Raw genomic sequence first — 26,794 nt, 5'->3', positions numbered from 1 at the left:
TTCCTCCTTAATCAATCCATTACAGCTAACACAGCTTTCGGCAATAACTTATCTTTAAACCAAACAATTCTGGCGGGGACATCATTTAATTTTACTCCCGCTTTTTCTAAATTAAGTCGCTCGGAAATTGCCAAAATTAAGTCATCACGTCCAGCCCGTCGCACCTGAGAAAACTTTTTTTGTAAATATTCTGGTCGCCAATAACCAACAATTTCTAATAAAAAGGTGCGTCCATCAGCATGAACTAAGCGAAAATCGGGAATCATCACACTACCAGGAATCGGTATCAAATCAACTTCTCGCTCTAATGCCCAACCACTTTTCAATGCATCCCATTTATCAGCAAAGGATGCTTCTAACATACTATCGTAGGGCTTTCCTGGTGGATAATGGGATACCAAACCACATTCAGAATTGAGAGTAAAACGTCCAGTTTTCCAAGTATTTGTATAAGCATCACGGGTTTGGAGAATCGACGAAAGACTCCATTTAGTAACGTGAAGTAAAGCCGGAATAAGTTTAGCGATCGCTAACCCATATCGCGTACTAGGATTAAATAAACTCGTCGGACCATCAATGGTAATTGTAAACCCGTGGTCAGCATCACCTTCAATATAAGCCATCAATTGAAACAACTTTAAATAGCGAAATAACAGCTTATATTCTCCCGGAACATTCCGATGAGCATTTAACACCAGTTGACTGGCCTTATAGAATACACCCTGCACCTGAGATAAGTTATATCTATTTAATAAATCTGGTGCTATTGGTGCATCAAAAACAGTCAAAATTTTATTTTCAGATAAATCAGCGTATAATCCATTCCGAACCTGTTCTAATAAAACTTCTCGCTCAAGTTCTTGAGTTAATTCATCAGCAATTTTACTCAGAGTAACTTGTGTTGATTCCCGACTAGAAACCGACTTTGCAGCCAACGAAAATACCCGTTCTCTTAACATCTGTGGTTCCAAAGGACTAACCACCTCAAAAGTGCAAAAACTGCTTTTGAGAATATAAGCTAATCCCCGCTTCACCCGATAATCTGTAGAATCTCCTTCAAAATCAGTCAGTTGTCGCTCAAGCACACCTTGAGTCTTCCCCACTGCTGATTGAAAATAATTAATTAACTCAATCGCCAACTCTGAAGTCTTTTGATCAATCTTCAGTCTCTTCGGAATGATCTCCTCCCCGTTTTGGCGATGCATCAGTAAGTCTGTCGGTAACATCTGCTGAATTTTGGATTTTAGATTTTGGACTTCCGGTTGAATAATTAATTTCTAACTGTTCCGCCGCCTTCAAACTCCTTTCCTTCCCACTCCCATACACAACCTGTAACTTCCCTTTCCTCTCCTCTTCCTCTCTGCGTCCTCCGCGTCTTGGCGGTTCGTCTTTCCTCTCCCCTCTCCGCCTAGCCGAAGTCCCTTCCTCACTCGTATCCTCCGCCACCACCTCATATAAAATCGCCTGCTTATTCTCAATATTCCCCTTCCGTAAAATCCTCCCCAAGCGCTGAGTATACTCCCTAGCCGAACCCGTCCCCGATAAAATAATTGCAACAGTTGCCGCCGGCACATCAACCCCTTCATTCAACACATGAGAAGCAACCAAAGTATTATATTTACCCTCTCGAAACTTTGTTAATATCTCATGCCGTTCTTTCACAGGAGTTTGATGAGTAATTGCCGGAATTAGCAACTCTTGAGAAATGCGATAAACCGTTGTATTATCAGCAGTAAAAATCAAAATTCTCGCCGGATAATGTTCTGCCAATAAATCAATCAAAATTCGCAACTTTCCATCAGTACCCAAAGCGATATCTTTCGCTTCCCGGTGCGCTAACATCGCCCTACGTCCAGATTGCGATCGCGCGCTCATTTGCACGAACATTTGCCAACCTTGCAAACTCCCCAAAGAAATTTTCGATTGTTTCAAAAAGTCATTGCGAGTTTGAATTAATTGGTTATATCTTTCGCGTTCAAGTTGCGATAACTTTACCTTAATTTGGACAATTTCATGCTCTGCTAACGCCTTCCCAGCCAAATCTTCAGCGCGTTTGCGATATACTTCTTGACCAATGAGGATATTTAAATCAGCGTGTTTACCATCAGTCCTTTCCGGTGTCGCTGAGAGTCCCAGACGATAAGGTGCGATCGCATATTCGGCAATTACCCGATTAAAATCTGTGGGTAAATGATGACATTCATCAAAAACAATCAACGCATATTGATTTCCCAACGTTTCGGCGTGAATTGCCGCACTATCATAAGTTGCAACGAGAATTGCCGTTCTATCCCGCGAACCACCTCCCAGCAATCCCACCTCCGCATCGGGGAAAGCCGCTACTAAATGTGCATACCACTGATGCATCAAATCCAAAGTTGGGACTACAATCAGCGTCGTGCGTGGCGTTGATTGCATCGCCATTTGCGCTAAATAAGTCTTTCCCGCCGCCGTGGGAAGCACAACGACTCCTTGTCTACCCGCCAGTTTCCAAGCCGCTAACGCCTCAGTTTGGTGGGGATAGGGTTCCATTTCCAGGGTGGGAACCAAATCTATAGGATAAAATTGCTTGGCCTCATCGATAAAATTCACATCTTCCGCTTGTAGTGCTTCCACTAGCGATCGATATCTAATTGCTGGAATGCGGAATTTTTCAACTCTATCATCCCACGTAGCATAATCCATCCAACCTTTGCCGCGTGGTGGTGGATGCAAAATTAATGTGCCACGATCAAAATTTAATGTAGGGGTACGAGCCATGAGTATTGGGCATTGGGCATTGGGCATTGGGCATTGGGCATTGGGCATTGGTAATTTTTCCATTCGCCATGCCCCATTCCCTAGTCTATTGATTACTAATAACGCAAAAAGTGCATGATTCATCAAACTGATTCCGACAAAACCTAATTAGATGCGCTCATTAGTCACTGAATGTCCCATCGGCAAACCAACAATAACCTGTCCGAATCCTACAAAGAATAGCGACAGAGCTTTTTGCTGAAACGGTTGCAATTACAGGTGTAGATTATATTAATAGCTGGCTTAACTTTAATTGCTTTTTTCTTTGGGTAAATTCACATCTAGAAGATAAGAATATACGCATTCAAAATTTTGATTGTAGTAGAATTATTTACTCTTATTTGTTGGGGCTTATGCAAAACTCCTATCAAGGATTATATTTTTTTGGACTTGCATAATCCGACTACTGAGTTCTGAATTCTTCTTAATAAATCTCTACTGTTTGATAGAAGCTCAAAAATAAAACATATATAATTAGAGCGATAATTATCAGATTCTTGAACCTTTGTTAAATCTAAGATTTACTACTTTAGATAGATTAGCAGCAAGTAACTTCTTGGGTATGTATTTTTCCGATCATAATTAGGTGTTGAGCGATTTCTACGACGGGCTGTGACGCTCGATGACTCGCTAACGCCCTTGGCGTCTCCCTTGGGAGAAGACTCGCTAACGCTTCACATTTTCTGGCTAATTTTGGGAATAATCCTTTAGCTAGCTGCATAAAAGGAGAAGCCACATTGAGAGGAACACGTTCCCTTCTAGCACCTTATGCTGTGGCACTATTGGCTGTTGGTAGCGTATTGCTATTAACACTATTGCTACAGCCACTACTGAAACCAAGTATTTTCCTACTATTTTTTGCTGCCGTGGCGGTTAGTGCCTGGTATGGTGGCATGGAAGCAGGGTTACTGGCTACTGCTTTGTCTACTTTAGCCGTCAGCTACTTTTTCTTAGAACCAGTATTTTCGCTCTTGGTTGCCAGTCTAGACAATATACTGCGTTTAGACTTGTTTGTGCTGGTGACAACAATTATTAACTTGCTGAACTTAGAATTACGCACTGCCAAACAACATCTTCAAATGAGTTTGCAGAAACTACAGTTGAGCGAGACAAAATTTAGAAGGTTGGTAGAGTCCAACATTATTGGGGTAATTGTAGCCAAAATGGACGGGGCGATGCCGAAGGCGGGCTACGCCTACGCAGAGGCTAATGATGCTTTTTTACGAATGGTAGGTTATTCGCAGGAGGATTTGCTAGCAGGACAAGTTCGATGGCGCGATATGATAGCACCAGAATATATTGAAGCTAACAATAGTGCGATTGCAGAACTCACAACTAAAGGCGTGTGTCAGTCTTTTGAGAACGAATACATCCGCAAAGATGGTAGTCGCGTTCCCATCCTGTTAGGTTCTGCTTTGTTAGAAAATAACCAAAATGATATTATTTCTTTTGTGATTGATTTAAGCAAACGCAAACAAGTAGAACTCGCCCTTGCCAAAAGCGAAGAACGCTACCGCACTTTTTTAGAGCAGAGTTCAGAAGGTATTTGGTGCATCGAACTGGAAGTACCAATTTCAGCAGATTGTCCAGAAGATGAACAAATTCAACATTTTTACCAATATGTTTACCTGGCAGAATGCAACAATGTTATGGCACAGATGTATGGCTGTTCTCGTGCCGAAGAAATTATCGGTGTCAGATTAGGAGACTTTCTTGTTGCCTCCGATCCACATAATATTGCATACCTGCGTAACTTTATACGTTCTAACTACCGACTAATAGATGCCGAGTCCCATGAAATAGATAAGCAAGGTAATTCCAAATATTTTTTGAATAATCTGGTGGGAATTGTCGAAAATGGCCTTTTAGTTAGAGCGTGGGGAACTCAACGCGACATCACAGAACACAAGCAAGCAGAAGCAGCACTCCGTCAACGAGAAGATGAACTGCGTCTAATTACCAATGCTGTGCCCGCCAAGATTTCTTATGTTGATAGTCAGCAGCGTTATCGCTTTAATAATAAAGAATATGAAGACTGGTTTGGGCTTCCTACTTCCGAAATTTATGGTAAACACATTAGAGAAATTGTCGGAGAATCTGTTTATCAGTCAATTCTTCCTTATATAGAAGCGGTACTTTCAGGAGAAAAAGTAACTTACGAAACCCAAGTACCCGATAAAGATGGCACAAACCATTACCTAAATATTACTTACGTTCCCCAGTTCAGTCACCAGGGAAAAGTTGAAGGATTTGTTGCCCTAATCACAGATATTACACTTCATAAGTTAGCAGAAGCATCTCTCAAACAAAGCGAGAAACGTTTAAAGACACTCACGGAAAAAGTCCGTGTGATTCCTTGGGAGGTAAATGCCACTACTGGGAATTTTACTTATGTAGGGCCACAAACTGTTGAGATTCTTGGCTATCCATTGTCAGACTGGTACACCGATAATTTCTGGGCAAAAAATATGCATCCAGAAGATCGGGAGTGGGCTATTCAGTATTGCCAAGAATCTTCTCTATCACTAAATAATTATGAATTTGAATACAGAATGTTGGCTGCTGATGGCAGAGTTGTTTGGCTGTATGACATTGTAAATGTGGTGCGGGATGAAAATGGGCCACAGCTACTGCATGGATTCATGATTGATATTAGCGATCGCAAGCAAGCAGAGCAAGAACGCGAAGAACTGCTTAAACGCGAACAAGCAGCACGCGCCGATGCCGAAACTGCAAACCGCATGAAGGATGAGTTTCTCGCCACACTCTCCCACGAACTCCGTACACCGCTCAACGCTATACTAGGCTGGACACAGCTACTTAGAACGCGCAAATTCGATCAAGCTACTACTGGCCGCGCACTAGAGACAATTGAACGTAATACTAGATCCCTGACACAACTAATTGAAGATGTTCTTGATGTGTCACGTATTATTAGAGGCACACTTCATTTAAGTACGGAGCGGGTAGAAATTATACCACTTGTAGAAGCGGCAATCGATACTGTGTACCCAGCAGCCCAGGCTAAAGAGATTAGTATTAAGTGTAGATTCGACCCAAAAGTAGAGGTAGTTGTGGGCGATGCCAACCGTTTGCAACAGGTTGTGTGGAATTTGCTCTCCAATGCCGTCAAGTTTACACCCAAGGGCGGCAGAGTTGATGTGCAATTAGAGTGCATTGAATCTTGCGTGCAAATTCGGGTGAGTGATACGGGAGCAGGAATTGCTGCCGAATTTCTACCCCATGTATTTGAACGTTTTCGTCAAGCTGACAGTTCCAGCACGCGATCGCATGGCGGACTAGGATTAGGGTTAGCGATCGTCCGTCACTTGGTAGAATTACACGGTGGCACAGTCTCGGCCGAAAGTCCAGGAATTGGACAGGGGGCGACATTCGTTGTCAGTCTGCCAATGAAAGACCTTTAAATGACGATCGCGATCGCAAAGCCGTCGTATCCTTTGCTACCCACAGTCTGGATTGCCGTAGCACTGACACGCGGCTCAGAAGCAAGCAATTCGTTGAAGCGACGCACCCCCTGGACGCTAGGATCGTTGCTATTGGCATCAATCACTGCTCCGTTACGCACAACATTATCAGCAACGATCAGGCTACCGCGACGGGAAAGCTGGAGCGCCCACGCGAAGTATTCGGGATTGCTTGGCTTGTTAGCATCAATGAAGATCAGATCAAATGGGCCATGACCTTCGGCGGCAATCTGTGGCAGCGTAGAGAGTGCCTGTCCAAGCCGGAGATCAACAATATCGGACAGACCAGCGTGGGCGATATTGGTACGAGCAATTTCGGCGTGCTTTGGGTTTGCCTCCAGCGTGATTAGACGGCCATCGCTGGGTAACGCCCGCGCTAGCCAGATTGTACTGTAGCCGCCCAGTGTGCCAATTTCCAGGATGCTTCGCGCTCTTTGAATTTGCGCCAACAGCAGCAGCAGCTTGCCCTGGTTCGGCGAAACATTGTGCGGCGGTAATCCGGCGGCGGCGCTAGTCTGGAGCGCTCTATCCAGTGCGGGGTCTGGCGGCACTAGCAGATCGGTAAAGTAACGATCGACCGCAGTCCATTGCTCTTGAGTCATAGATTCTCGTTTTTTACCCCATCTATAAAAAATACTCAAGATTAGGTGTCCGAGCTTGCTTCATTGGAGAGGATTGTAATGATTTCATCCAAGGAGCGATCGCGATTAGACTCTTCTGGTGTTTCTTTACCCAAGGAGGTGTCTTTCACCAAACGGTAAACGTCTGCTGCTCCGTAAAAAATGCGCTCAGTTAGACCCAACTCTTTAAAGGTTTCTGCAATCTCTTCCATTTCTCCTACCCAACGATGGGCTTTCGGTGTCATCGCTGGAATGGAACGGGTTAAGATGCTAGCAAGTTCTTGTTGACTACTAGATACTTCATCCCATAATTCTTTATCCAAACCTAAACGATGGGCTGCAATTAGTAATTCTGTGCCGATTGCTGTAAGTCCTTTTGTCAGAGCTGCGTAAGACATTTTCAACCCGGAAGCCTGACCAATTTCCTCACCAATCACCCGCACATCTAAACCACGATCTCGCAGTTGTAGGAGTTGATTTGCTTGTTTTCCTGAAGTGTAAATGCGGGTGCGATTGGGAACTCGTGGTGGTGGACCAATAATTGATGCATCTACGAATATTCCCCCAACTGATTCAATGAGTTGACCGATGTTTATGACTTTTTGGGGTGCGATCGCATTACAGTCAACGTAAAGAATGGGTTTACCCACATTGCCGATCGCCTCAGCTACTTGCTTCGCTGCTTGGGTAGCCGCTGCGGGGACTAGAACTGACAGCACCACATCAGATTCAATTACCAATTGTGTGAGGGAACCCACATCTTGGATGTTGGCTGCGGCTGCTAATTGCCGAGTTCGTTCGCTGCGATCGTTTAGGGCGGCAATAGTTTTCAATCCATGTTGATTGAGAACAGCTGCGATCGCTTGTCCCATATCACCCGGACTTAAAATACCAATAGTTTGGATAGGCATGGAAAGTCTTATATTTACTTTGTGGCTGACAAGTTAATTCAGGTAATTGAGTCGTCAACAAACTACTTTAACCTGATAGAGCTACCGTACTATATCAAACCACGGATAAGCTTAACAAGCAAGTTATTAGGATTTACGCACACTCTACAAATTCTTCTCTACAAAATAATTACTCTTAGTGGGAGTTTGACCAATTTGCAGTACACAAACTGCGGCAATCAGACAGAGAAAGCCTGATAAAATAAATGCTTGTAAATAACTACCCGTCCAAGTTCTCAACACTCCGGCTCCGAATGCTGCTGTGGCTGCACCAAGCTGGTGTCCTGCGACAATCCAACCGAACATCACGCCGACATTTTCTTTACCGAAGATGTTGGCAACAAGACGGACTGTCGGTGGTACGGTAGCAATCCAATCAAGTCCATAGAAGACGGCGAAAATGGAAAGTCCATAGAAGGAAAAGTTAAAGCTGAAGGGCAAGAAAATCAAAGATATACCCCGTAATCCGTAGTACCAGCACAATAAGTAGCGATTGTTCCAGCGGTCAGATAGCCAACCGGACATAGTAGTACCAAAAAAATCAAATAGTCCCATGATTGCCAAAAGCCCAGCAGCCTTGACTTCCGGGATACCGTGGTCAATACAAGCAGGAATTAGATGAGTTCCAATTAACCCATTTGTGCTTGCGCCACAGATAAAAAAGCTACCAAATAACAGCCAGAAGTCTCGATTACGCATTCCAAGCCAGAGGGCGTTAAGAGTGGAGGCGATGGAATTGACTTTGGGCTGTAACACTTCTACAGTTTCGCTGTTGTCGCCAAAGGCTCGCAAACCGACATCTGCCGGACGATCGCGCATAAAGGCTGCGATCGCTGGAATAATTAGAAGTGCTACACCAGTCAGAGCGAGAGCCGCAGTTCGCCACCCAAAGCGATCGGCTATTGAGGCCAGCATTGGCAGAAACACTAGTTGTCCCGTGGCTGTACTGGCGGTTAAGATGCCCAGAACTAGACCCCGCTTTTCCAAAAACCAGCGATTGACGACAATAGCACCCAAAACTAGGGCGATAACTCCGCTACCACTACCGACAACTACACCCCACAGCAATACTAGCTGCCAGGAAGCTGACATTAAGGTGGTTAAACCGACACCCAGTGCAATGACAGCAAGTGAGAATACCATCATCCGACGAATGCCGATTCGCTCCATAACTGTGGCAGCAAAAGGTCCAATTAGTCCGTAGAGTACTAAGTTAATGGAGATTGCCAAAGATATAGTTGCTCTACTCCAGCCAAACTCTTGTTCGAGAGGCACTATAAAAACTCCCGGAGCAGAGCGAATTCCGGCTGCCACCAGCAAGGCTAGGAATGTTAAACCCGCGACGATCCAGCCATAGTGGAACGAACGACGTGCCAGGAAGGAGGGTAAGGACATGGTTTGGAGGGGGGGAGTGGGAGCAGGGGGCAGAGAGCAGGGGGCAGGGAAGCAGAAGGGCAGACAAGTGGAGATCAAAGACTCATTCAGGAGTATCAAAGACTCGTCAGCGAGTATTAAAGACTCATTAACGGAGTTCAAAGACTCATTCAGGAGTATCAAAGACTCGTCAGCGAGTATTAAAGACTCATTAACGGAGTTCAAAGACTCATTCAGGAGTATCAAAGACTCGTCGGCGAGTATTAAAGACTCATTCACGAGTATCAAAGACTCATCCCCTATTCCCAATGCCCAATGCCCCATTTAGAGAGAACTATCCTGCATAAGGATTACCGATTCTGTCCACAGAGACGTTGGAGGAGAATGGCAAACGACCTGGATTTAAGCGTGGTTCGGCTGCATAGCCAACAGGAACTAAAACAGCGATCGCTAAATCTGGATTATCCCCAGCACCAATCACTTGTTTTACCTGATTCTCAATCCAACCGTTCATAAAACAAGTGGATAATCCCAGACTTTCTGCCGCTAACACCAAATGGGTAGCAGCAATGATGGCATCTTTGATCGCATATTCGCGTCGCTTCCCGCCCAGCGATGCTTGAAATTGCGGAACGGCGGTTTTAAAGTAGTTGACCGTACCTTCATTCCATGCCCCAGTTTCGAGTCCCTGCTCTAGAATTGGGGTCAAGTTTTGTTCGCCTGCGTTAGGATCGGCGGCAAACACAAAGGTTACAGGTGCTTGAACAATTTGTTGTTGATTAAAAGATGCCGCTGACAATGCTACCTTTTGCGCTTCATCTTGCACAAGAATAATTTGCCAGTCCTGGATATTATAGCTGCTGGGTGCAGCCACGGTTAACTCTACTAGTTGGTTGAGCAGTTCTGGGGTGATGGGGTCTGTTTTAAAAGTTTTGATAGAACGACGTTTAGCGATCGCACTGGGTACATCTAAAGGTTGGGTTTGGATGATGGAACTCATTATATTCTCCTGATAGTTGGATTATGAGAGGGTTTCGGATTTTATATCTAAAGTGATTAAGAGCGTTAAAGAGCAGAGCAATCCAAATATGTTCCTTTCTAATTGGCAATGTTAACCGGGTTAGAGATATGCTCGTGGATAATGCGCCATTGTCCGTTTCGCTTCTGCCATACAAGCGTTGCATGAGCCGTAATTCCAACCGCCTCATTCCCGATGGTGGTTGCTGTACTGTGGAAGATCAAAGCAGAGACGGTAATGTTATCACCTGTAAATATCTGAATATCCCCAACTAATTTAACTTGCCACTGAGTTATTGCTGTCATGAAGGGCTTCCATATTTCCTCATAGGATTGCCATCCTTGAATTCGAGTGGTCTGCGGTGAGAGGGTATCGAAGGCGAGGAATTCTTCATCTTGCCAGTAGAGATTGTCTAGGAGAGAGAAATCAAAGGGTTTGTTGCCTGGACTAAACGCAGCTAGCCAATCGTTAACGCGTTCTTTGATTTCCGCTGCATCTAAAGTATCTTTCATAGTTCACAACCAATTTTTACAATCATTTTACTGATGTTGTATCTAGGAAAAATCTAAAAATCCTCAGTTTTATTTGATACTTTAGAGTGCGGGAAGTGGGTTTTAATTATTTAGATGAGAAGAATTAGGCATTGACCACCTGCTCGTTAGCCGCCGACCAAAATGGATAGTCTGTATATCCTTTTTCACCGCCGCCATAAAAGCTTGCTTGATTTGGTTCATTTAGTGGTGCATTCAAAGCCAAGCGTCGGGGTAAATCGGGATTTGATATAAATAATGTGCCAAAGGCAACTAAATCTGCTGCTTTATTTGCCAGCACTGCATCGCCTTTTTCACGGGTATAACCACCATTGACGATGAGTGTACCTGTAAAGCGATCGCGTATATGACTAGTGGGTACTATTATCCCGCCATGTCTAATATCTGCCTCTGTTGCCTCATAAATATGCAGATATGCCAAATTAAACTGGTTCAACGCTTGAGCTGCATAACCGAATGTCTCCAGAGGATTGGAGTCACCTATATCGTTAAAAGTCCCACTGGGAGAAAAACGTACCCCAACTCGGTTAGAATCCCACACACTAGTTACCGCCTCTGTCACCTCCAACAGGAATCGGGCACGATTCTCAATAGAACCTCCATATTTGTCTGTACGTTGATTGGTGCGATCGCGGAGAAACTGATCTATTAAATAACCATTAGCCGCGTGAATTTCCACGCCATCAAACCCAGCCGCTAGGGCATTTGCTGCTCCCTGACGGTACTGTTCGACGATCTGCGGTATTTCCGATGTTTCTAAAGCACGGGGAGTAACGAAAGGTTTTGGCCCCTCAAAAGTTGCAGCATCACCTTTAGGGGCAATGGCAGAAGGTGCTACAGGTAAAACTCCATTCGGTTGTAAATCTGGGTGAGAAATCCTGCCTACGTGCCATAGTTGCAGAAAAATTCTACCTCCGTGCTGATGTACGGCATCGGTTACTAACTTCCATCCCTCCACCTGTTCTGGTGAATGAATTCCTGGTGTCGCGGGATAGCCTTGTCCTTCAGGAGTTACCTGTGTTGCTTCAGAAATAATCAATCCGGCGGAAGCACGTTGGACGTAGTAAGTAGCGTTCAGTTGGTGTGGTACGTTTCCCTCACCTGCCCTATTTCGGGTTAAAGGTGCCATCACTATCCGGTTAGGTAGTTCCAGATTTCCTAATTGGTAAGGAGAGAATAAATTGATCTCAGTAGTCATGTCGCTTCGCTCCAATTCAAAATTCAAAATTCAAAATTCAAAATTTGGAACCCCACATCTGCGAGGGAGAATAAGGAAAGAGTTTTCCTCATACCCAATTTTGTATGCAGCGCATTACAGCTATTTCAAGTAAATAGACTATGCGGTTGTGGTTCAAATACTAAACAATCGACCGAATAACGCCACCATCTACCCGCAAAGCTGCACCATTCGTTGCTGATGCTACGGGACTAGAAAGGTAAACTACGATCGCTGCTACTTCTTCATTAGTTGCAAAGCGTTTAATCAAGGAACTTGGACGCACATTTTGAAAAAACTCTGCCTCAACTCGATCGGGACTAATACCACGTTCCTGTGCCAGGTTGGTGATAAACTCTTCAACTCCTTCTGAACGAGTTGGCCCTGGGAGGACAGAGTTTACTGTAACTCCAGTCCCCACAGTCATTTCTGCTAGACCTCTAGCAATAGCTAGCTGCGCTGTCTTAGTTGTGCCGTAGTGAATCATTTCCACTGGGATCTGAATAGCAGATTCGCTGGAGATGAAAATTATCCGCCCCCAGTTTTGCTCTAGCTGCTTTTGCAGATATTGCCGACTCAAACGAACTCCACTGAGGACGTTAACCTCAAATATCTTTAACCAGTCTTCATCAGTAATATCAAAGAAGGTTTTTGGCTCATAAATACCCACATTGTTTATGAGTATATCAACGTGAGGAACCTCTTGAATGAGTTTTTCTACCCCCGATGCAGTGGCTGTGTCAGCAACAACACCAGAAACTTTTGCGTCCGGTGTAGAATGCTTAATTTTAGCGATCGCTTGAGCTACTCTTTCTTCAGAACGACCGTTGACAATCACTGATGCACCCTCTTGAGCTAACCCAAGAGCGATCGCCAAACCAATACCTGCGGTTGAGCCACTCACCAGGGCGGATTTACCATGCAATTTCAAGTCCATTTCGCTCTTTCCCCATTAGTTGAAACAGAATTCAGAATTCAGGAGTCAGGAGTCAGGAGTCTTATTTATTTGGACTCCTGGCTCCCTCTAGAGAAGACTGCAAACTAAATGCATCTCACAATAGTACCTAGATTAAAGATGCTGTGCTAAGGTCTTATTCAAGGTAGTTTTTGGAACCGCCCCTACGACAGTATCGACCTGGCGACCTCCTTTAAAAACCATCAACGTCGGAATGCTGCGAATTCCATAGTGGCTAGCGACAGTAGGATTTTGATCTGTGTTCAACTTCACAAATTTCACCTGTCCTTCGTATTCAGCAGCAACTTCATCGACGACTGGGCCCACCATCCGGCAAGGGCCGCACCACGGTGCCCAAAAGTCCACTAATACCGGAATTTCACTTTCCAAGACTTCTTGCTTGAATGTGGCTTCTGTGACGTTTGTAATGGATGACATAAATTGCCTTCCTACTTAATTCTATTATTCGATAATATCGAATAATAAAAATATATGCCACCTGATGAGATAATGCAACTATGAGATTCCTTTATCATCCAGATAGAAAAAATATTTCTTTACCAGGCGTGTTGTATGCATTGGGCGATCCCGTGCGGCTGGAGATTGTGCGGCTGCTGGCGACTGAGGGGGAACAATGCTGTGCGAAGTTTGATTTTGCGATCGCTAAGTCTACGATGTCCAATCATTTTAAGATTTTGCGGGAGTCGGGGATAGTCTTGACACGCAAAGAAGGTACACATCATATTAACATACTACGGCGTGAAGATTTAGAGGTGTTGTTTCCAGGGTTGTTGGATGTGGTATTGAAAGCTGCTCAACCATTACCTGTTAGCCCTGTTAGTACTAAACAAATAGCTTCAAGGATTTAGAAAGAGTGCGATCGCTCTTTTCAAAGGGCGCATAACCTGATAAGATTTTCAGCTTTCTCAATTGATACTTGAGGTATTGGCGATCGCAGCCTGAGAACAGCTAGATCGATAGTATGTCAGAATCTAAGGATTCAAGAACTGTGAGAATTTTATTATGATGTTCAAATCTGGAGATCATAAATAAACTTGCAACCAGGATTTATAGCGTCTGGCGAGTTCCTGAAGAAAATTGAGTTCTTCACCCTCAAGATTATTAAATAGGTTGCGATATTGCCAACCACGCTCGTAGCGACTCAGCATTTGTACTGGAGTAAAGCGATAGACATCAGCAGTTTGCCAACAAATTGACTCCAGAAAAGGCAGCTTTTTGGGGACAGTAACAGGATTAATTGTTGGTGTTGCGGTTGTCATAATTCTTTTAATTAACCACTTTTGGCTTACTTTAGTTTTAGCTTTCGTGCCTTATAATTTGATCGCTTTTGAGAAGGACAAATCACTGATGAAATATAAAACGGGCGATCCCAAAAAAATCTACGTGCCGCTAAGTCTTGGGGTGTGATGCCCGTATCAAAACAATGGCATCTGATGCGGACGTAGATTTGAAAGCTATAATTAGGATACAACACATATTCTTAAAAGTGCAAAATCGCAACAAAAGCACCAATGGCAGAATTCACCATTCAAATTCCCGATGAACTAGCTCAACGTTTAGAACCTCTGCAAAATCGCTTACCCGAATTGCTTTGGCGATTACTAGACGTTGTTAATATACCAACAAATATTCAGCCAACAGTTAATCCTGAGACTACAAATATTCCAGCAGTTTATCAAGAAGTTATTGATTTTTTAATTAAGGGGCCAAAACCAGAACAAATTATTAATTTTAAAGTTTCATTTCAATCTCAAACACGCCTACAAGAATTACTAGAAAAAAATCGCTCTGCAACACTCAGTCAAATGGAATTAGCAGAATTAGATGTTTACGAGCAGCTAGAACATTTGATGATTTTATTAAAAGCACGAGCTTATTCTGCAATCAGCTAATATGACTTCTAATTCGATTTCTGTAGAACTCCGTAGGTTAGTGACGCAGAGAGCTTCAGCACGCTGTGAATATTGCCGAATCCATCAAAATTTTTCTATTTATACCCATGAAGTAGACCATATTATTGCCGTCAAACATGGGGGTGAAACTACTGCTGAGAATTTGGCACTTTCATGTTTATCTTGTAACCGTCACAAAGGCTCTGATTTCGCTACTATAGACCAGCTTACTGAAGAAATTGTCCCATTGTTTAATCCCCGCCGCCTAGTTTGGGATGAACATTTTTATCTTGAAAATGCCAGGATAGAAGGAAAAACTCAGATTGGTCAAGGGACTGCAAGGTTACTTCAATTTAATGTTCCCAATCGGGTGCTTTCTCGACAAGTGTTGATAAGTCAAGGACAGTACCCGTAGATATAAGATCAAGTCCAATTCTGCTCCTAGAGCAATAGGGAATTTAGTAAACTTAAGAGATGTTAATGTTACTAAAATCCAAATATAGTTCATTCCAGAATTTATTGCGGAGGTGTATAGATGAGGATAACTGCTGAGGAGTTGCTCCAGCGATATGCTGCTGGGGAGAGAGATTTTAGTGGGGTTGACTTGGAAGGAGCTAACTTGGTTAGAGCTAATTTGAGTGAAGCCAAGTTGAGGGGAGCTAATTTGGCTAGAGCTAGTTTGAGAGAAGCTAATTTGGCATATATTTTTCTGGAGGATGCCAACTTGGAAGGGGCTGACCTGATCGGTGTCAATCTTGAAGATGCTAGGTTGATGCGTGCCAATTTGAGTTACACCAATTTGCGAGGTGTCGATTTGAGAGGGGCAATTTTGTCTAATGCCAACTTGACCAGCGCTAACCTGAGATGTGCTAATTTGGCTTGCTCCTCCTTGGATGGCGCTAACCTGACCAATGCTGATTTTACGGGGGCTGTTTTGGACAGTGCTAATTTGAGTGATGTTGAGTTCGCTGGGATTAAATTGGATTGGACTATCCTGACCAATACTGATTTCAGTGGAGCCAAGAAATTGGGCATTCCACCCTTGGAACAAACTGGAATGCTCTTCCCCAGTAGCAGAGGCGCTCTGTTCTTGGAAACCTCGTTTCCAGATGGTGAGATCATCCAAGGGCCATACTACAGAAATCCCTGAATCTACCAGATGATCAGTCATTGAAGTTTCAGCTAGTAAAGATGATTTAGAAGGTGAATCAATTGGCTTGTTTTTATTATCAATACGTAAAGCCATCTTATTTTGAATAAAGTCTTTTGCTTCTTGATTCAAATTTTAAATCTAATTTTATCCCAGCTATAAATTATCTGGGTTGGGGTAGACTCTTCCTTTCCAAGCGCCGCCGCGCCCTTGCCAATGACGGAGTGCTGAGTCTAAAGTCATTAAGGTATAGAGAAAAGCGATCGCAGGTAAGCTCAATGCGAACCAAGGAGAACATTTATAAAAGCGGATCGTCGGGTAGTAAGCGAAAGTCATTAACAGCCATCCTAATATACCTGTAAGTGCGATCGCCCAATTGCTCCAAACTGCACCCAGAATCACACATATAGGTGGAGCTAAATAAATCAGAGGCATTCCCAGCAAAGTTCCCAATAGTAGTAATGGCGAATAATTCAATTGGGTATAAGCACTACGAGCAACCATATCCCAAATCGTCGCCAGCGAGTCATAAGGACGCAAACTGCGAGTCAAGCTACTCAATCCTAGCCAGATACGACCTTGACTAAGCATTGGGTATGGGGCATTGGGCATAGGGCATTGGGCATGGTTATTTTCTTTGTCCCCCTTGTCTCCTCTGCTCCTCTGCTCCCCTGCTCCCCTGCTCCCCTGCTCCCCTGCTCCCCCACTCTTCTTAACAGCTTTAGCAAGGGCGCAATCGTCAATTAAAGCTTGGCGAATGACTTGAATACCCCCGATTTGCTCTAAAGCTTCACGGGCGATCAGGATTGATCCTCCAGCGGCCGCGGCTGTGGGATTGTTGGGATTATTCACCCAGCGAAATGGATAGAGTTTTTGGAAGAAAAAGACGAAAGCTGGAATCAAAAGTTTTTCCCAAAAGCTTTCACACCTGAGTCGCACCATTACCGAAACCATATCTAAATCTTCCTGGACAGCTTTCGCAACGAGTCGGCGGAGATTACCAGGATCGTGTTCGATATCTGCGTCAGTTAGCAAAAAATAATCGGGTGCAAATTTACTTGCGCTGTTTATACCTTGCTCAACCGCCCAAAGTTTACCAGACCAACCAGGAGGCAGTGATTCACCTGAGATAATATGCAATTGCTGGGGTTTACCGACAGCGTGTGCAACCCCTTCGGCAAAATTTGCTGTCCGGTCTGTGCTGCGATCGTCTACTAAAAATACGTTGAAAGAACCGGGATAATCTTGAAGTAGGAGCGATCGCAAACTAGTTGGTATTAACTCAGCTTCGTTACGGGCTGGAACCACGGCACAAACTACAGGTAACGATTCTAGCTGAGTTTCTGTAACCTCTAATTGCTGGTCTGTCCGCCAAAACTGTCCCCAAAAACACAGTAATCCTAACCAAATTGTCAAGGATAAGAGCATCAATCCTAATACAATTACATCCATGACCGTCGCTTCGCTCCAATTCAAAATGCAAAATTCAAAATTCAAAAAAAAGAATGACCTATTGCAAATTTTTAGTGACTCAGACACAATACTATGTCTACTGATATAGGAAAAATTTTTTATCAGATTGCCGGATTCAAAACTAGTGTTGGGTGTTGAGGTTAAATAGGATTTGATGCAAACACAAGACAGGGTAAAAGTCAATCAAGTCGCAGATGCGATCGCAGCTAGCCAAGAATATCTGCTTTCGATTCAAAATCCGGTAGGTTACTGGTGGGCAGAGTTAGAATCTAATGTCACCATCACTGCTGAAGTCGTCCTCCTGCATAAAATTTGGGGAACAGACCAAACCAGACCTTTGCACAAAATCGAAGCATATTTGCGTCAAGAGCAACGGCAGCATGGCGGCTGGGAACTTTTCTACGGTGATGGCGGAGAAATTAGCACCTCGGTTGAAGCCTACATGGCTCTAAGATTGCTAGGTGTACCAGCAACCGATCCGGCGATGATTCGGGCGCAAGCTTTTATTCTTCAACGCGGTGGTATCAGCAAAACTCGGATTTTTACCAAGTTACACTTAGCTTTGATTGGCTGCTACAACTGGCGCGGTATTCCCTCGCTGCCACCTTGGATAATGCTGTTGCCAAAAGCTTTCCCTGTCAATATCTACGAGATGTCTAGTTGGGCGCGTTCCAGCACAGTACCGTTGTTGATTGTATGCGATCGCAAACCTGTTTTTCTCACCGACTCAGCTATCAACCTAGATGAACTATACGCTGAAGGTGTTGATCAAGTCCAATGGGAATTACCCCAAACTGGCGATTGGACAGATTTATTCCTTACCCTCGATCGGGGGTTTAAGTTGGCAGAAAGCCTTAATTTAGTACCCTTCCGCCAAGAAGGCATCAAAGCCGCCGAAAAATGGATTTTAGAGCGCCAAGAAGCTACAGGTGACTGGGGCGGCATTATTCCGGCAATGCTGAATTCAATGCTAGCTTTGCGCTGTCTAGATTATGACCGAAACGATCCCATTGTGGAACGAGGTTTGCAAGCAATTGATAACTTTGCCATTGAAACCGAGGATAGCTATCGGGTACAGCCTTGTGTTTCACCCGTCTGGGATACGGCTTGGGCAATGCGTGCTTTAGTAGAATCTGGCTTTGCACCAGATCATCCGGCTGTCGTCAAGGCTGGAGAATGGTTGCTGCAAAAACAAATTTTAGATTACGGAGATTGGGCTGTAAAAAATCGCCAGGGAAAACCAGGAGCTTGGGCGTTTGAGTTTGACAATCGCTTTTATCCCGATGTAGACGACTCGGCGGTGGTGGTGATGGCACTACATTTGGCAAAACTTCCTAATGAAAAAATCAAGCAGGCTGCGATCGCTCGTGCCTTAAACTGGATTGCATCTATGCAATGTAAACCAGGTGGGTGGGCTGCTTTTGATTTGGATAACGATCAAGATTGGCTTAACTCCATTCCCTATGGCGACTTGAAAGCCATGATCGATCCAAACACCGCAGATGTTACCGCTAGGGTACTAGAAATGCTGGGTGCTTGTCATTTGTCAATTGATAGTGATAATTTGGAGCGATCGCTAACTTATCTTTTACGCGAACAAGAAACCGAAGGCTGTTGGTTTGGTCGTTGGGGTGTAAATTATATTTACGGAACCAGTGGCGTTTTATCAGCCTTAGCGTTAATCGATCCTCAAAGGCATAAACTCAGTATAGAACGAGGAGCAACTTGGTTAGTTGGATGCCAAAACCCAGATGGTGGTTGGGGTGAGACTTGCCGCAGCTACGACGATCCCAGTCTCAAAGGAAAAGGAAATAGTACTGCATCTCAAACTGCTTGGGCAATAATAGGGTTAATAGCAGCAGGTGAAGCAACTGGTAAATTAGCTCTTGAGGTGATCGAGGGAGGAATTGGCTATCTGGTGGCAACTCAAAAGCCAGATGGTACTTGGTTTGAGGCAGACTTTACAGGGACTGGATTCCCTTGCCATTTTTATCTTAAGTATCATCTGTATCAACAATACTTTCCTTTAATTGCACTAGGTCGCTATCAAGCAGCGATTAAAGAAGGTTAATATTCTTTTTCAGTAAGGTAGCACACCTATGCTACCTTATTTTGTATTCCGTTTATACGAAAACAGCTATTACATAAGCGATCGCATCAACTATATATACTCAAGTAAAGAAAGTTTATTCTCTTAATATCTAATGCCCAAAATCAAGGTATTTCTATTCTCTAGCAATGACAATATCGTTAGATTTAATAACTGCATAAGCTTCTTTTCCCTCAGATAATTCCAACTCTTCTGCGGAAGCTCTGGTGATAATCGAAGTTAATTCTACTTTGTGAATAATCTCCAGAGTTACCTCACTATTAACTGCTCCATAAACAACTCGTTTAACCACACCTTTAAGAATATTGCGAGAACTAACTTTTAGTGATTTCTTTTGAATACTACTTTCTATGTCAGGCTTTTGAGTGTAATAGATATCTTCCTGTTTTTCTTGCTGAGTTGCTGGTGATATTGGTGTTGAGGAGTGCTGAGGGAGACTACGCACGAGTTCCCGCAGAATCTCAGTCTTAGTGCGTTGAGACAGTTCGCAGAACTCTTCTAGAATCTTCCGCTCGTCCTCTGAAGTTTGAAATGTAACCCATCCTTGTTCTTTTCTTGGCATAATAATATTATTATCAATTTTGGTTATCTTGGTAAAATTTTACCAAGTGTCAATTCGATACGTCGTTTTAGTAATAACATTTTTTTGTCGGTATTTTCGGCATTTTTATCGCAAGTTAATCAACTATTCTCATATAGTTAACTACATATATATTTATTTTTTTCTAGATGCGAAATATTTTGTTACTTGAAATCGTTTAAATCATCACTAAAATAATACCAACTAAGATGGTATAAGATTGGTCTATGGTATTTGTTGGGATAGCTACGCTTACGCAAGGATAATCTAACAGAAAATTCCACTGGCGTAGGCGTAGCCCGTCGCAGACATCGCGTGAGTGCCGTAGGATTATTTAACGTGAGTTCACAGCCGGGGGATGAAACACCTAAAATCACGTTCTCAAGACCTGCGGAGTTTATTTGAGAACAATATCACCATTGAATACGTGGCAGAACCCCTAAAAGCTATGCCAGCTGATGCGGAGGCGAAAGAAGTGCTGCATTGGATGCAGGCACAAAATTTTGATGTTATCGGTGTTGAGACGGGAGATATTATTAGCGGTTATGTAGAACGCTCTAGTTTGATCCCAGGTAAAAAAGGTAAATGTAGCGACTATCAACGGGTGTTTCATCCCAAAGAACTAATTGCCATTTCCACTCCACTGATAAAGTTGCTACCCATTTTGCAACAAACTCCGCGATTGTTTGTTTTGGATTGCAATCAGGTAAGTGGTATTGTTACCTGTGGTGATTTGCAGAAAGCACCCGTGCGAATGCTACTGTTTGGCTTAGTAACGCTGCTAGAAATGAATTTGCTGCGGCTGGTGCGGATTTACTATCCTCAAGATTCTTGGCAAAAAGTCCTTAAACCTGAGCGCTTAGAAGTTGCTCAACGACTATGGCGAGAGAGTCAGGAAAGAAACGAAGCCACCGATTTGTTAGATTATCTGCAATTCTGCGATAAGCGAGAGTTGATTTTAAATCAACCAGAACTTCTCCAGCAACTAGGACTAAAATCAAAACGGTTTGGCGAACGTTTCCTCAAGTCTGCTGAACAGTTGCGAAACCGATTAGCTCACGCCCAAAATTTAGTTAGTGGTTCCTCTTGGACAGAATTGATTTCTCTAGCAGAAGCGATGGAAAAGCTGTTAATTCATTGTGAGGAAGTTGAGTAAAGTAGTCAGCTTTATTTAACACTATTGAACCAGCCGATCAAATCCGCTGCTATCGAGAAATTTAATAGCGCCTCACTTACAGGATGTTTGAAAAATTCTCTTGTTGATATCAAAAGTTTTAGCTCCCTCTCAATCCCCTTGAAAAAAAGAGACTTTGATTCTGGTTCGCCCATTTTTAAGGTAGGTTAGGGGGGATCTAAAAGTGGCTAAAGTCACAGCGAAACACTTTTCAAACAACCTCTTAAATCCTCTAATTGAGTCAGAGACAATACTTCAATCTGTAATGTCTACTACGGGCTTCTCTACGATAGCTACGCGAACGCCTACGCAATTTTGGAGCAACTGTTGCAAGCTTATTTTTGAGTGAACTTATAACTTTTTTTCTATTAACTGTACGTTAGCAAGCACCGCTCTTATTTGACACAACTTTTAAAGTTTTCAAGATTAGACTAATATCATAAACGATAGACCACTTACGTTGGTAGTCTAAGTCCATGTGAACAATATCTTCAAAGTCTTTAATACTGGAGCGACCATGAGCCTGCCATTCACCAGTCATACCCGGCTTGACATTCAACCTTTCCCAGTGGTGCTTTGAGTAGTGTATCACTTCATTAGGAGTGGGAGGGCGGGTGCCGACTAGACTCATTTCCCCCAGCAGCACGTTCCAAAACTGAGGGAGTTCATCTAAGCTAGTGCGACGGAGAAACCTTCCTACACTGGTAATGCGGGGATCATTCTCATTTTTGAATATTTGATCGCTTTCAGCTTCATTCTTAACTAGATGCTTAAGTTGGTCAGCTCCAACTGACATCGAACGGAATTTCCAAATTCGGAAGTGACGCCCATTCAAACCACAGCGAATTTGACTGTAAAAGATAGAACCTTCGCTATCTAACTTAATAGCGATCGCAATAGGAATTGCTACGACTATTGTAATCGATAGCCCGATAACAGCACCCAAGATATCAATCATTCGCTTGGCTTTACTAATTACAGAGGGATGAGCTGGAAGTTTAGATTTAGGAACAGTATGGGTATCATCTAGAACTTGCATATAAAAACGATCAGAAGTAGAGGTACACAGTAATTACAGTTTCAGTAAGTAAGTTTATAAACTCAATCGTCTGCACATTTGTTTGTTTATTTCGGTAACTTGTAAAAGCTGGAATGAGATTTTCTAATAGGTTAAGCAAGTAAATATGTAACCAACCAATTTGTTTTTTAAGATATTTGCAGTGACGGTAGCGGTCAATACTTCATGGTTAAGCATTGAACATGGTTACGACGGCATCATAAGTCTCATCAATTTCAAATACTTAATTCATCTGAGTCTCTTCAAAGATAGTCCGATAATACAAGACATTGCAGTTGTTGGTAAGTCATCAATACCTGCAACAAAAGTGAAATTTCTATCTAATTTGTCAGGCTTTTATGGTACTTAGACTTTTTTTAAGATGTAAGTACCATAAAAGATTTGATAGGACTTGAAACTTTATTCACAAGTTTGAGTAAAAAATTAGCGAATTTCACGTATACTTTCGTATACAAATAGCACTATAAAATACTATCTGATGGCTAATTAAGTTATTTTTTATGCAGTATCCTAATGAAAAATAAAATTATCCAGTTAACTATCCGCTTGGCTGTAGCGTACAGAGAGTTTAAATTTCATAATATAGTGAGTAAACTACAATAAAACCCGTGTATGTTTAATTTTGTAAAAACTATGAAATAACCAATTTATATACTATTTGCTGAATTTACATCTTTTCACATAGCTTAATTTTTTAACGCAGCTTCCTAATTACATCACATAAAAAATAAAAAAATCAGGGATTTTACGACTACAGAAACAAGATAATAAACAATTATTGTCACGCCCAATTAATGTTGAATGCATGATATGCTAAGTCAAAATATTTCAAGTAACGAGTGAGAGGTTTTATTTATCTCATCATCATTATAGTCAACTAATAATGGCAGTCTGTGAACTTGTCAGATTGCGGGTTAATTACTCATGCTTTTTATCTGCTAATACTTGAACTTGTCTGGGAAAAAATAGATTTTTTTCTATCTTTACGCTCCTAACTGATGATTTCGTCCGAATTTTTCGCCCAAAGCCTTATTGTTAACTACATTAAGCGTTTACGATCAACTACGCTGGGCGGTTACGCCATCGCACTTTCTTTATAATCTCTAAAACCAATGTATGGTATGTATTTCGCATTTACGGATAAGTCTAAGTATATAAATTAATTATATGAAAAGACACCGAATTATGATTATTGGTAGCAATGTCACTACCGTGCAGCGCGTCAGCGGTCATTGCCTAAAACAAAATGCAGAAGTTTTTCCATATTACAGTATTCCCACACTTGAAGAAATCGCTTTGTTTGCACCTGATGTATTGGTGCTATGTCTGCCCATACCTGGTAAATTTCATCACCAACTACTTCAACCTTGCATTTTGTGGTCAGAACAACTCATGAATAGCAACTCACCACTGGCTACCACTTTTACAGAATTATCTGCCTGTTTAAATAAATTCCTCTAAGCTTAAATCAACCCTTGGCGTACAGCTAAAGCTGCTGCTTGAACACGATCGTCAACGCTAAGTTTGTTGAGAACCATACGTACATAAGACTTGACTGTTCCAAGTGAGAGGTAAAGTTGGTTTGCAATCTGCTGGTTTGAGCGCCCTTGTGCAATCAGTTTCAGAATCTCGCGTTCACGATTACTGAGAATAGGCTGCGCTATTACCTGAGATACAGGAACATCGGGAGCGACAGCGCTTGACCTAAGCATCCGAGCGACTTTTTGAGCTATTAGAGGATCTAAATAAGCACCACCTTGCAGTATTAATTGAATGACAGCGATGAGTTGTTCCCATTCAATGGTTTTAAGACAGTAACCATCAGCACCAGCTGCAAGCATCCCCATGACTTGAATATCGTCGTCGAAGGCACTTAAGGCTAGAACACAAGTTGTCAAGCAGCTACTTTTTATCTGCTGGGTGGCTGTAATCCCATCCATAACTGGTAGATCGATATCCATTAAGATTACATCTGGTTGGAGTTGGCTAGCTAATTCAACAGCCTGTTCACCGTCCAATGCCTCTCCAACTATACTAAAACCAGGTTCTAGGCTAAATTGCCCTTTCATTCCTCGGCGGATTAAAGCGTGATCGTCAACTAATAGAACCCGCACAATTTTCTCTTCGTCAATATTAGTAATCATTCTTGCTACATCTGGTTATATTCTGTTCATCGTTGCAATCAAGGTTATTTATGGCACTTGGGAGAGTAAACCAGAAAGTACTTCCCTCTCCAAGAGAACTTTCGACACCAATGTTTCCTCCGTGAGCCTCAATAATTTGACGACATAAGTACAAACCAAGCCCACTTCTTCCACGATGCCCTCGTCCTTGAATAAAACGGTGGAACAGCTTTTCCTGAGCTTGGGGTGCAATTCCTGAACCATAATCACGCACCGAAATCTTCACTTGGCCTTCTTCATAAGCCGTTATCTCAAGAAGAATTTCCCCTTTGGGCTTACTTACCCGCACAGCGTTATCAAGTAAGTTTTGTAAAACCCGTTGAATTTCTAATTCATCACCGTAGACAGTTGGCAGCAATTGAGAAATTTTACAAACGAAGGCTAACTCACGTGCAGATGTTGCTTTTACCTGACCAATTACTTTAATTAAAATCTTTTCCCAATGCAGGCAATCGTAGGCTAAACAAGCACTGCGTGCTTCATAACGGGAGATATCTAAGAGGAGTTCTACAAGCTTAAGCAGATCCTCATTAGCTTCACGGTACTCTTCAAACACTTCCTTCCAGGTGTCATTTACGGAACCAAAAGCTCCTCTGGTCATGCAGTCTAAAGTGTTACGAGTGGCAAGTAAAGGAATACGTAGGTCATGGGAAAGTGCAGATATCATGTCTTCAAGCTGTTGGTTACGCCCCTCAATGCTTTCTTGACGGTGACGAGTCTTATCAGCGATCGCGTTAAGAACTCCAGCTAGCTGCCCGATCTCATCTATAGAAGAATGGCAGAGTTGCACTTCCATTTGTCCCGCTTGCCAAAGTTCACAAACTTGTGTCAATTTGTTTAATGGAAGCTTGACTCGCCTATACAACAACTGAAAATTTAAAACCGCTCCTAACAAAATAACTAATGTGCTGAAAATGTTTATCGCACTATTAATATCATTCAAGTGCCGTACACGATTTTTGCGAACCCTCAAAAGCATCTCTTGGCCCTGAATCAGGTTCTCAATCTCGTTGCGCAAGGAATCAAATAAAGTGCTTTTTGCCAGAGCAGATTTGCTGACAGAACCAGAAAGCGCTTTTTGCTTCAATTCCCTTTGCCACTGGTTATAGATATATCTAATTTTATCGAGTTGCTTTATTTGAGCAGGGTTGTCTTGTACGAGATTGTACAGATGATTGAAGTTAGGCTTTTTATCACCATAATCTATAGAATTGGTTTGTCCCCGACTGGAATTTTCTAAAAAACCTTTTTCTTCATTATCTATCACAGCATTGAGTAAATTTTCTCCTTCTTGCTCTACCAATAAAGCATGGGTTACCTGGTCACATGCTTCATGATTTAGGTGTGCTATGAAAAGGTTGAAGACTTGCTGTCCAAATAAAAACAACACTAGTACCGAAATACTAGTATGGAGAGGAGTTAAAAAATTACCTTTTCTAGATGAATGAATTAGGAAAGGTATCAAGTTAATAGCTATCACTATCTAATATCTCCACCACCTTAATTACAGTTACCTAGCATACTAATTAAAATTCCAGACTCTCGAACTGCAACCGCTTCCCTGCTTGCTATCAAAGTTGTTATTTAAAAGTGTTAATTGTTCATATATTACATATAAAATCCTTCATTTTTTATAATTTTAGTATTAACAACTCAAAGTATTAAGTAAGTTGGCGTTAAAAAAGAAACATATGCAACTAACTGTAAAGTCAGCAAAGAGCTTATAAATGAATCGTTCCAGGGTTTTTACAAAACTCAACATATCTTGGTTTTATCGTGCCGACTTACTTAAATAACGGAGTAAATATACTTACATATTTATGAAACTTAACATAATATCCAATTAAAAGTCTTTTATATAACTAGCCCTTTCAAGGTAAGTAAAAATTTTGCTCAAAAAATTCCTCTTTAATCTCTTAACTCTGTGTTCTCTGCGTCTCTGTGGTTAAATAAATTACTTTTAAACCGCAGAGGCACAGAGAGCGCAGAGAGAAAAACAGAGATTTTACGAGTCACCTTGAAAGGGCTGGTCCTATTTTAGATAAAATTTCCTAGTTAACCCACTGTGAAATTTATTATTAGAGATTATTTATGAAGTTAAATCTAAAATGATGCTGTTGGCGAAATATTCCTTAACATTTTAAAACCCTAGAAATGCCAAAGTG

At 42.4% G+C, this 26,794-nt stretch carries 24 protein-coding genes; 8 read left to right on the top strand and 16 right to left on the bottom strand.

Translation table 11 applies throughout. The features are described from left to right. Positions 1 to 11: 11 nt before the first annotated feature. Both HWQ42_RS13465 and HWQ42_RS13460 read right to left on the bottom strand, forming a co-directional pair. Positions 12 to 1,226, bottom strand: a complete 1,215-nt coding sequence (locus HWQ42_RS13465) for a DUF790 family protein (RefSeq protein ID WP_292812747.1) — start codon at positions 1,224 to 1,226, stop codon at positions 12 to 14. Beyond that, positions 1,156 to 2,760, bottom strand: coding sequence for a DEAD/DEAH box helicase family protein (locus tag HWQ42_RS13460; RefSeq protein WP_292813039.1), 1,605 nt, complete (start codon positions 2,758 to 2,760; stop codon positions 1,156 to 1,158). The genes HWQ42_RS13465 and HWQ42_RS13460 overlap by 71 nt, the downstream gene beginning before the upstream one ends. Positions 2,761 to 3,536: 776 nt before the next feature. On the opposite strand from HWQ42_RS13460, the gene HWQ42_RS13455 reads away from it, so the two are divergent. Beyond that, the gene (locus HWQ42_RS13455; RefSeq protein WP_292812745.1) at positions 3,537 to 6,224 is read left to right on the top strand and encodes a PAS domain S-box protein; all 2,688 of its coding nucleotides are present in this window, start codon (positions 3,537 to 3,539) and stop codon (positions 6,222 to 6,224) included. Here HWQ42_RS13455 and HWQ42_RS13450 read toward each other — a convergent pair. The 8 genes from HWQ42_RS13450 to trxA form a co-directional block, all read right to left on the bottom strand. Further along, complete coding sequence (locus HWQ42_RS13450) at positions 6,221 to 6,886, bottom strand: O-methyltransferase (RefSeq protein ID WP_292812742.1); 666 nt, start codon at positions 6,884 to 6,886, stop codon at positions 6,221 to 6,223. The two genes, HWQ42_RS13455 and HWQ42_RS13450, sit on opposite strands and share 4 nt — an antisense overlap. 41 nt (positions 6,887 to 6,927) lie before the next feature. Continuing rightward, on the bottom strand, positions 6,928 to 7,815 hold the full coding sequence (locus tag HWQ42_RS13445) for an NAD(P)-dependent oxidoreductase (RefSeq protein WP_292812741.1): 888 nt from the start codon (positions 7,813 to 7,815) through the stop codon (positions 6,928 to 6,930). Between the two features lie 144 nt (positions 7,816 to 7,959). Next, the gene (locus tag HWQ42_RS13440) at positions 7,960 to 9,249 is read right to left on the bottom strand and encodes an MFS transporter (protein ID WP_292812738.1); all 1,290 of its coding nucleotides are present in this window, start codon (positions 9,247 to 9,249) and stop codon (positions 7,960 to 7,962) included. A 313-nt stretch (positions 9,250 to 9,562) separates the two neighbouring features. Beyond that, complete coding sequence (locus tag HWQ42_RS13435; RefSeq protein WP_292812736.1) at positions 9,563 to 10,228, bottom strand: nitroreductase family protein; 666 nt, start codon at positions 10,226 to 10,228, stop codon at positions 9,563 to 9,565. Between the two features lie 98 nt (positions 10,229 to 10,326). Next, a complete protein-coding gene (locus HWQ42_RS13430; RefSeq protein WP_292812733.1) occupies positions 10,327 to 10,758 on the bottom strand; it encodes a nuclear transport factor 2 family protein in 432 nt (143 codons plus the stop codon). 124 nt (positions 10,759 to 10,882) lie between these two features. Next, positions 10,883 to 11,995 carry an alkene reductase gene (locus HWQ42_RS13425; protein ID WP_292812731.1) on the bottom strand — a complete coding sequence of 371 codons (1,113 nt, stop codon included), beginning with the start codon at positions 11,993 to 11,995 and terminating at the stop codon, positions 10,883 to 10,885. Positions 11,996 to 12,155: 160 nt separating this feature from the next. Continuing rightward, on the bottom strand, positions 12,156 to 12,950 hold the full coding sequence (locus HWQ42_RS13420) for an SDR family NAD(P)-dependent oxidoreductase (protein WP_292731241.1): 795 nt from the start codon (positions 12,948 to 12,950) through the stop codon (positions 12,156 to 12,158). A gap of 132 nt (positions 12,951 to 13,082) precedes the next feature. Continuing rightward, positions 13,083 to 13,406 carry a thioredoxin gene (gene trxA, locus HWQ42_RS13415; protein ID WP_012412473.1) on the bottom strand — a complete coding sequence of 108 codons (324 nt, stop codon included), beginning with the start codon at positions 13,404 to 13,406 and terminating at the stop codon, positions 13,083 to 13,085. Between the two features lie 80 nt (positions 13,407 to 13,486). Between trxA and HWQ42_RS13410 the strand changes: the two genes are divergently transcribed. Next, a complete protein-coding gene (locus HWQ42_RS13410; protein ID WP_292812728.1) occupies positions 13,487 to 13,837 on the top strand; it encodes a helix-turn-helix transcriptional regulator in 351 nt (116 codons plus the stop codon). Between the two features lie 174 nt (positions 13,838 to 14,011). On the opposite strand, the gene HWQ42_RS13405 is transcribed toward HWQ42_RS13410, so the two are convergent. Further along, positions 14,012 to 14,248 (bottom strand): hypothetical protein, encoded by a 237-nt coding sequence (locus HWQ42_RS13405; protein WP_292812726.1) that lies wholly within the window; start codon positions 14,246 to 14,248, stop codon positions 14,012 to 14,014. Between the two features lie 252 nt (positions 14,249 to 14,500). Between HWQ42_RS13405 and HWQ42_RS13400 the strand changes: the two genes are divergently transcribed. From HWQ42_RS13400 to HWQ42_RS13390, 3 genes are all read left to right on the top strand, one after another. Next, complete coding sequence (locus HWQ42_RS13400; RefSeq protein ID WP_292812723.1) at positions 14,501 to 14,881, top strand: hypothetical protein; 381 nt, start codon at positions 14,501 to 14,503, stop codon at positions 14,879 to 14,881. A 1-nt stretch (position 14,882) separates the two neighbouring features. Next, a complete protein-coding gene (locus HWQ42_RS13395) occupies positions 14,883 to 15,296 on the top strand; it encodes an HNH endonuclease signature motif containing protein (RefSeq protein ID WP_292812721.1) in 414 nt (137 codons plus the stop codon). 120 nt (positions 15,297 to 15,416) lie between these two features. Then, positions 15,417 to 16,031 (top strand): pentapeptide repeat-containing protein, encoded by a 615-nt coding sequence (locus HWQ42_RS13390; protein WP_292812718.1) that lies wholly within the window; start codon positions 15,417 to 15,419, stop codon positions 16,029 to 16,031. 156 nt (positions 16,032 to 16,187) lie between these two features. Here the strand turns inward: HWQ42_RS13390 and HWQ42_RS13385 are convergent, their stop codons facing one another. Further along, the gene (locus tag HWQ42_RS13385; protein WP_292813036.1) at positions 16,188 to 17,483 is read right to left on the bottom strand and encodes a glycosyltransferase; all 1,296 of its coding nucleotides are present in this window, start codon (positions 17,481 to 17,483) and stop codon (positions 16,188 to 16,190) included. Between the two features lie 175 nt (positions 17,484 to 17,658). Between HWQ42_RS13385 and shc the strand changes: the two genes are divergently transcribed. Next, positions 17,659 to 19,575, top strand: coding sequence for a squalene--hopene cyclase (gene shc / locus HWQ42_RS13380; protein WP_292812716.1), 1,917 nt, complete (start codon positions 17,659 to 17,661; stop codon positions 19,573 to 19,575). A 154-nt stretch (positions 19,576 to 19,729) separates the two neighbouring features. Here the strand turns inward: shc and HWQ42_RS13375 are convergent, their stop codons facing one another. After that, the gene (locus tag HWQ42_RS13375; protein WP_292812714.1) at positions 19,730 to 20,176 is read right to left on the bottom strand and encodes a molybdopterin-binding protein; all 447 of its coding nucleotides are present in this window, start codon (positions 20,174 to 20,176) and stop codon (positions 19,730 to 19,732) included. A 376-nt stretch (positions 20,177 to 20,552) separates the two neighbouring features. Between HWQ42_RS13375 and HWQ42_RS13370 the strand changes: the two genes are divergently transcribed. Beyond that, positions 20,553 to 21,350, top strand: coding sequence for a hypothetical protein (locus tag HWQ42_RS13370; RefSeq protein WP_292731256.1), 798 nt, complete (start codon positions 20,553 to 20,555; stop codon positions 21,348 to 21,350). 397 nt (positions 21,351 to 21,747) lie between these two features. Here the strand turns inward: HWQ42_RS13370 and HWQ42_RS13365 are convergent, their stop codons facing one another. Further along, the gene (locus HWQ42_RS13365; protein WP_292812711.1) at positions 21,748 to 22,407 is read right to left on the bottom strand and encodes a sugar transferase; all 660 of its coding nucleotides are present in this window, start codon (positions 22,405 to 22,407) and stop codon (positions 21,748 to 21,750) included. 1,206 nt (positions 22,408 to 23,613) lie between these two features. On the opposite strand from HWQ42_RS13365, the gene HWQ42_RS13360 reads away from it, so the two are divergent. Beyond that, on the top strand, positions 23,614 to 23,907 hold the full coding sequence (locus tag HWQ42_RS13360; protein ID WP_292731260.1) for a hypothetical protein: 294 nt from the start codon (positions 23,614 to 23,616) through the stop codon (positions 23,905 to 23,907). 2 nt (positions 23,908 to 23,909) lie between these two features. On the opposite strand, the gene HWQ42_RS13355 is transcribed toward HWQ42_RS13360, so the two are convergent. Then, the gene (locus tag HWQ42_RS13355) at positions 23,910 to 24,590 is read right to left on the bottom strand and encodes a response regulator transcription factor (protein ID WP_292812709.1); all 681 of its coding nucleotides are present in this window, start codon (positions 24,588 to 24,590) and stop codon (positions 23,910 to 23,912) included. Next, the gene (locus HWQ42_RS13350) at positions 24,580 to 26,019 is read right to left on the bottom strand and encodes an ATP-binding protein (protein WP_292812706.1); all 1,440 of its coding nucleotides are present in this window, start codon (positions 26,017 to 26,019) and stop codon (positions 24,580 to 24,582) included. Before HWQ42_RS13350 ends, HWQ42_RS13355 begins: the two co-directional genes overlap by 11 nt. Positions 26,020 to 26,794 lie beyond the last annotated feature (775 nt).

This window comes from Nostoc sp. JL23 (genome assembly GCF_017115065.1).
Lineage (GTDB): Bacteria > Cyanobacteriota > Cyanobacteriia > Cyanobacteriales > Nostocaceae > Nostoc > Nostoc punctiforme_A.
Note: the sequence above shows the minus strand (reverse complement) of the source record. Positions and strands in the feature narration are given on the sequence as shown.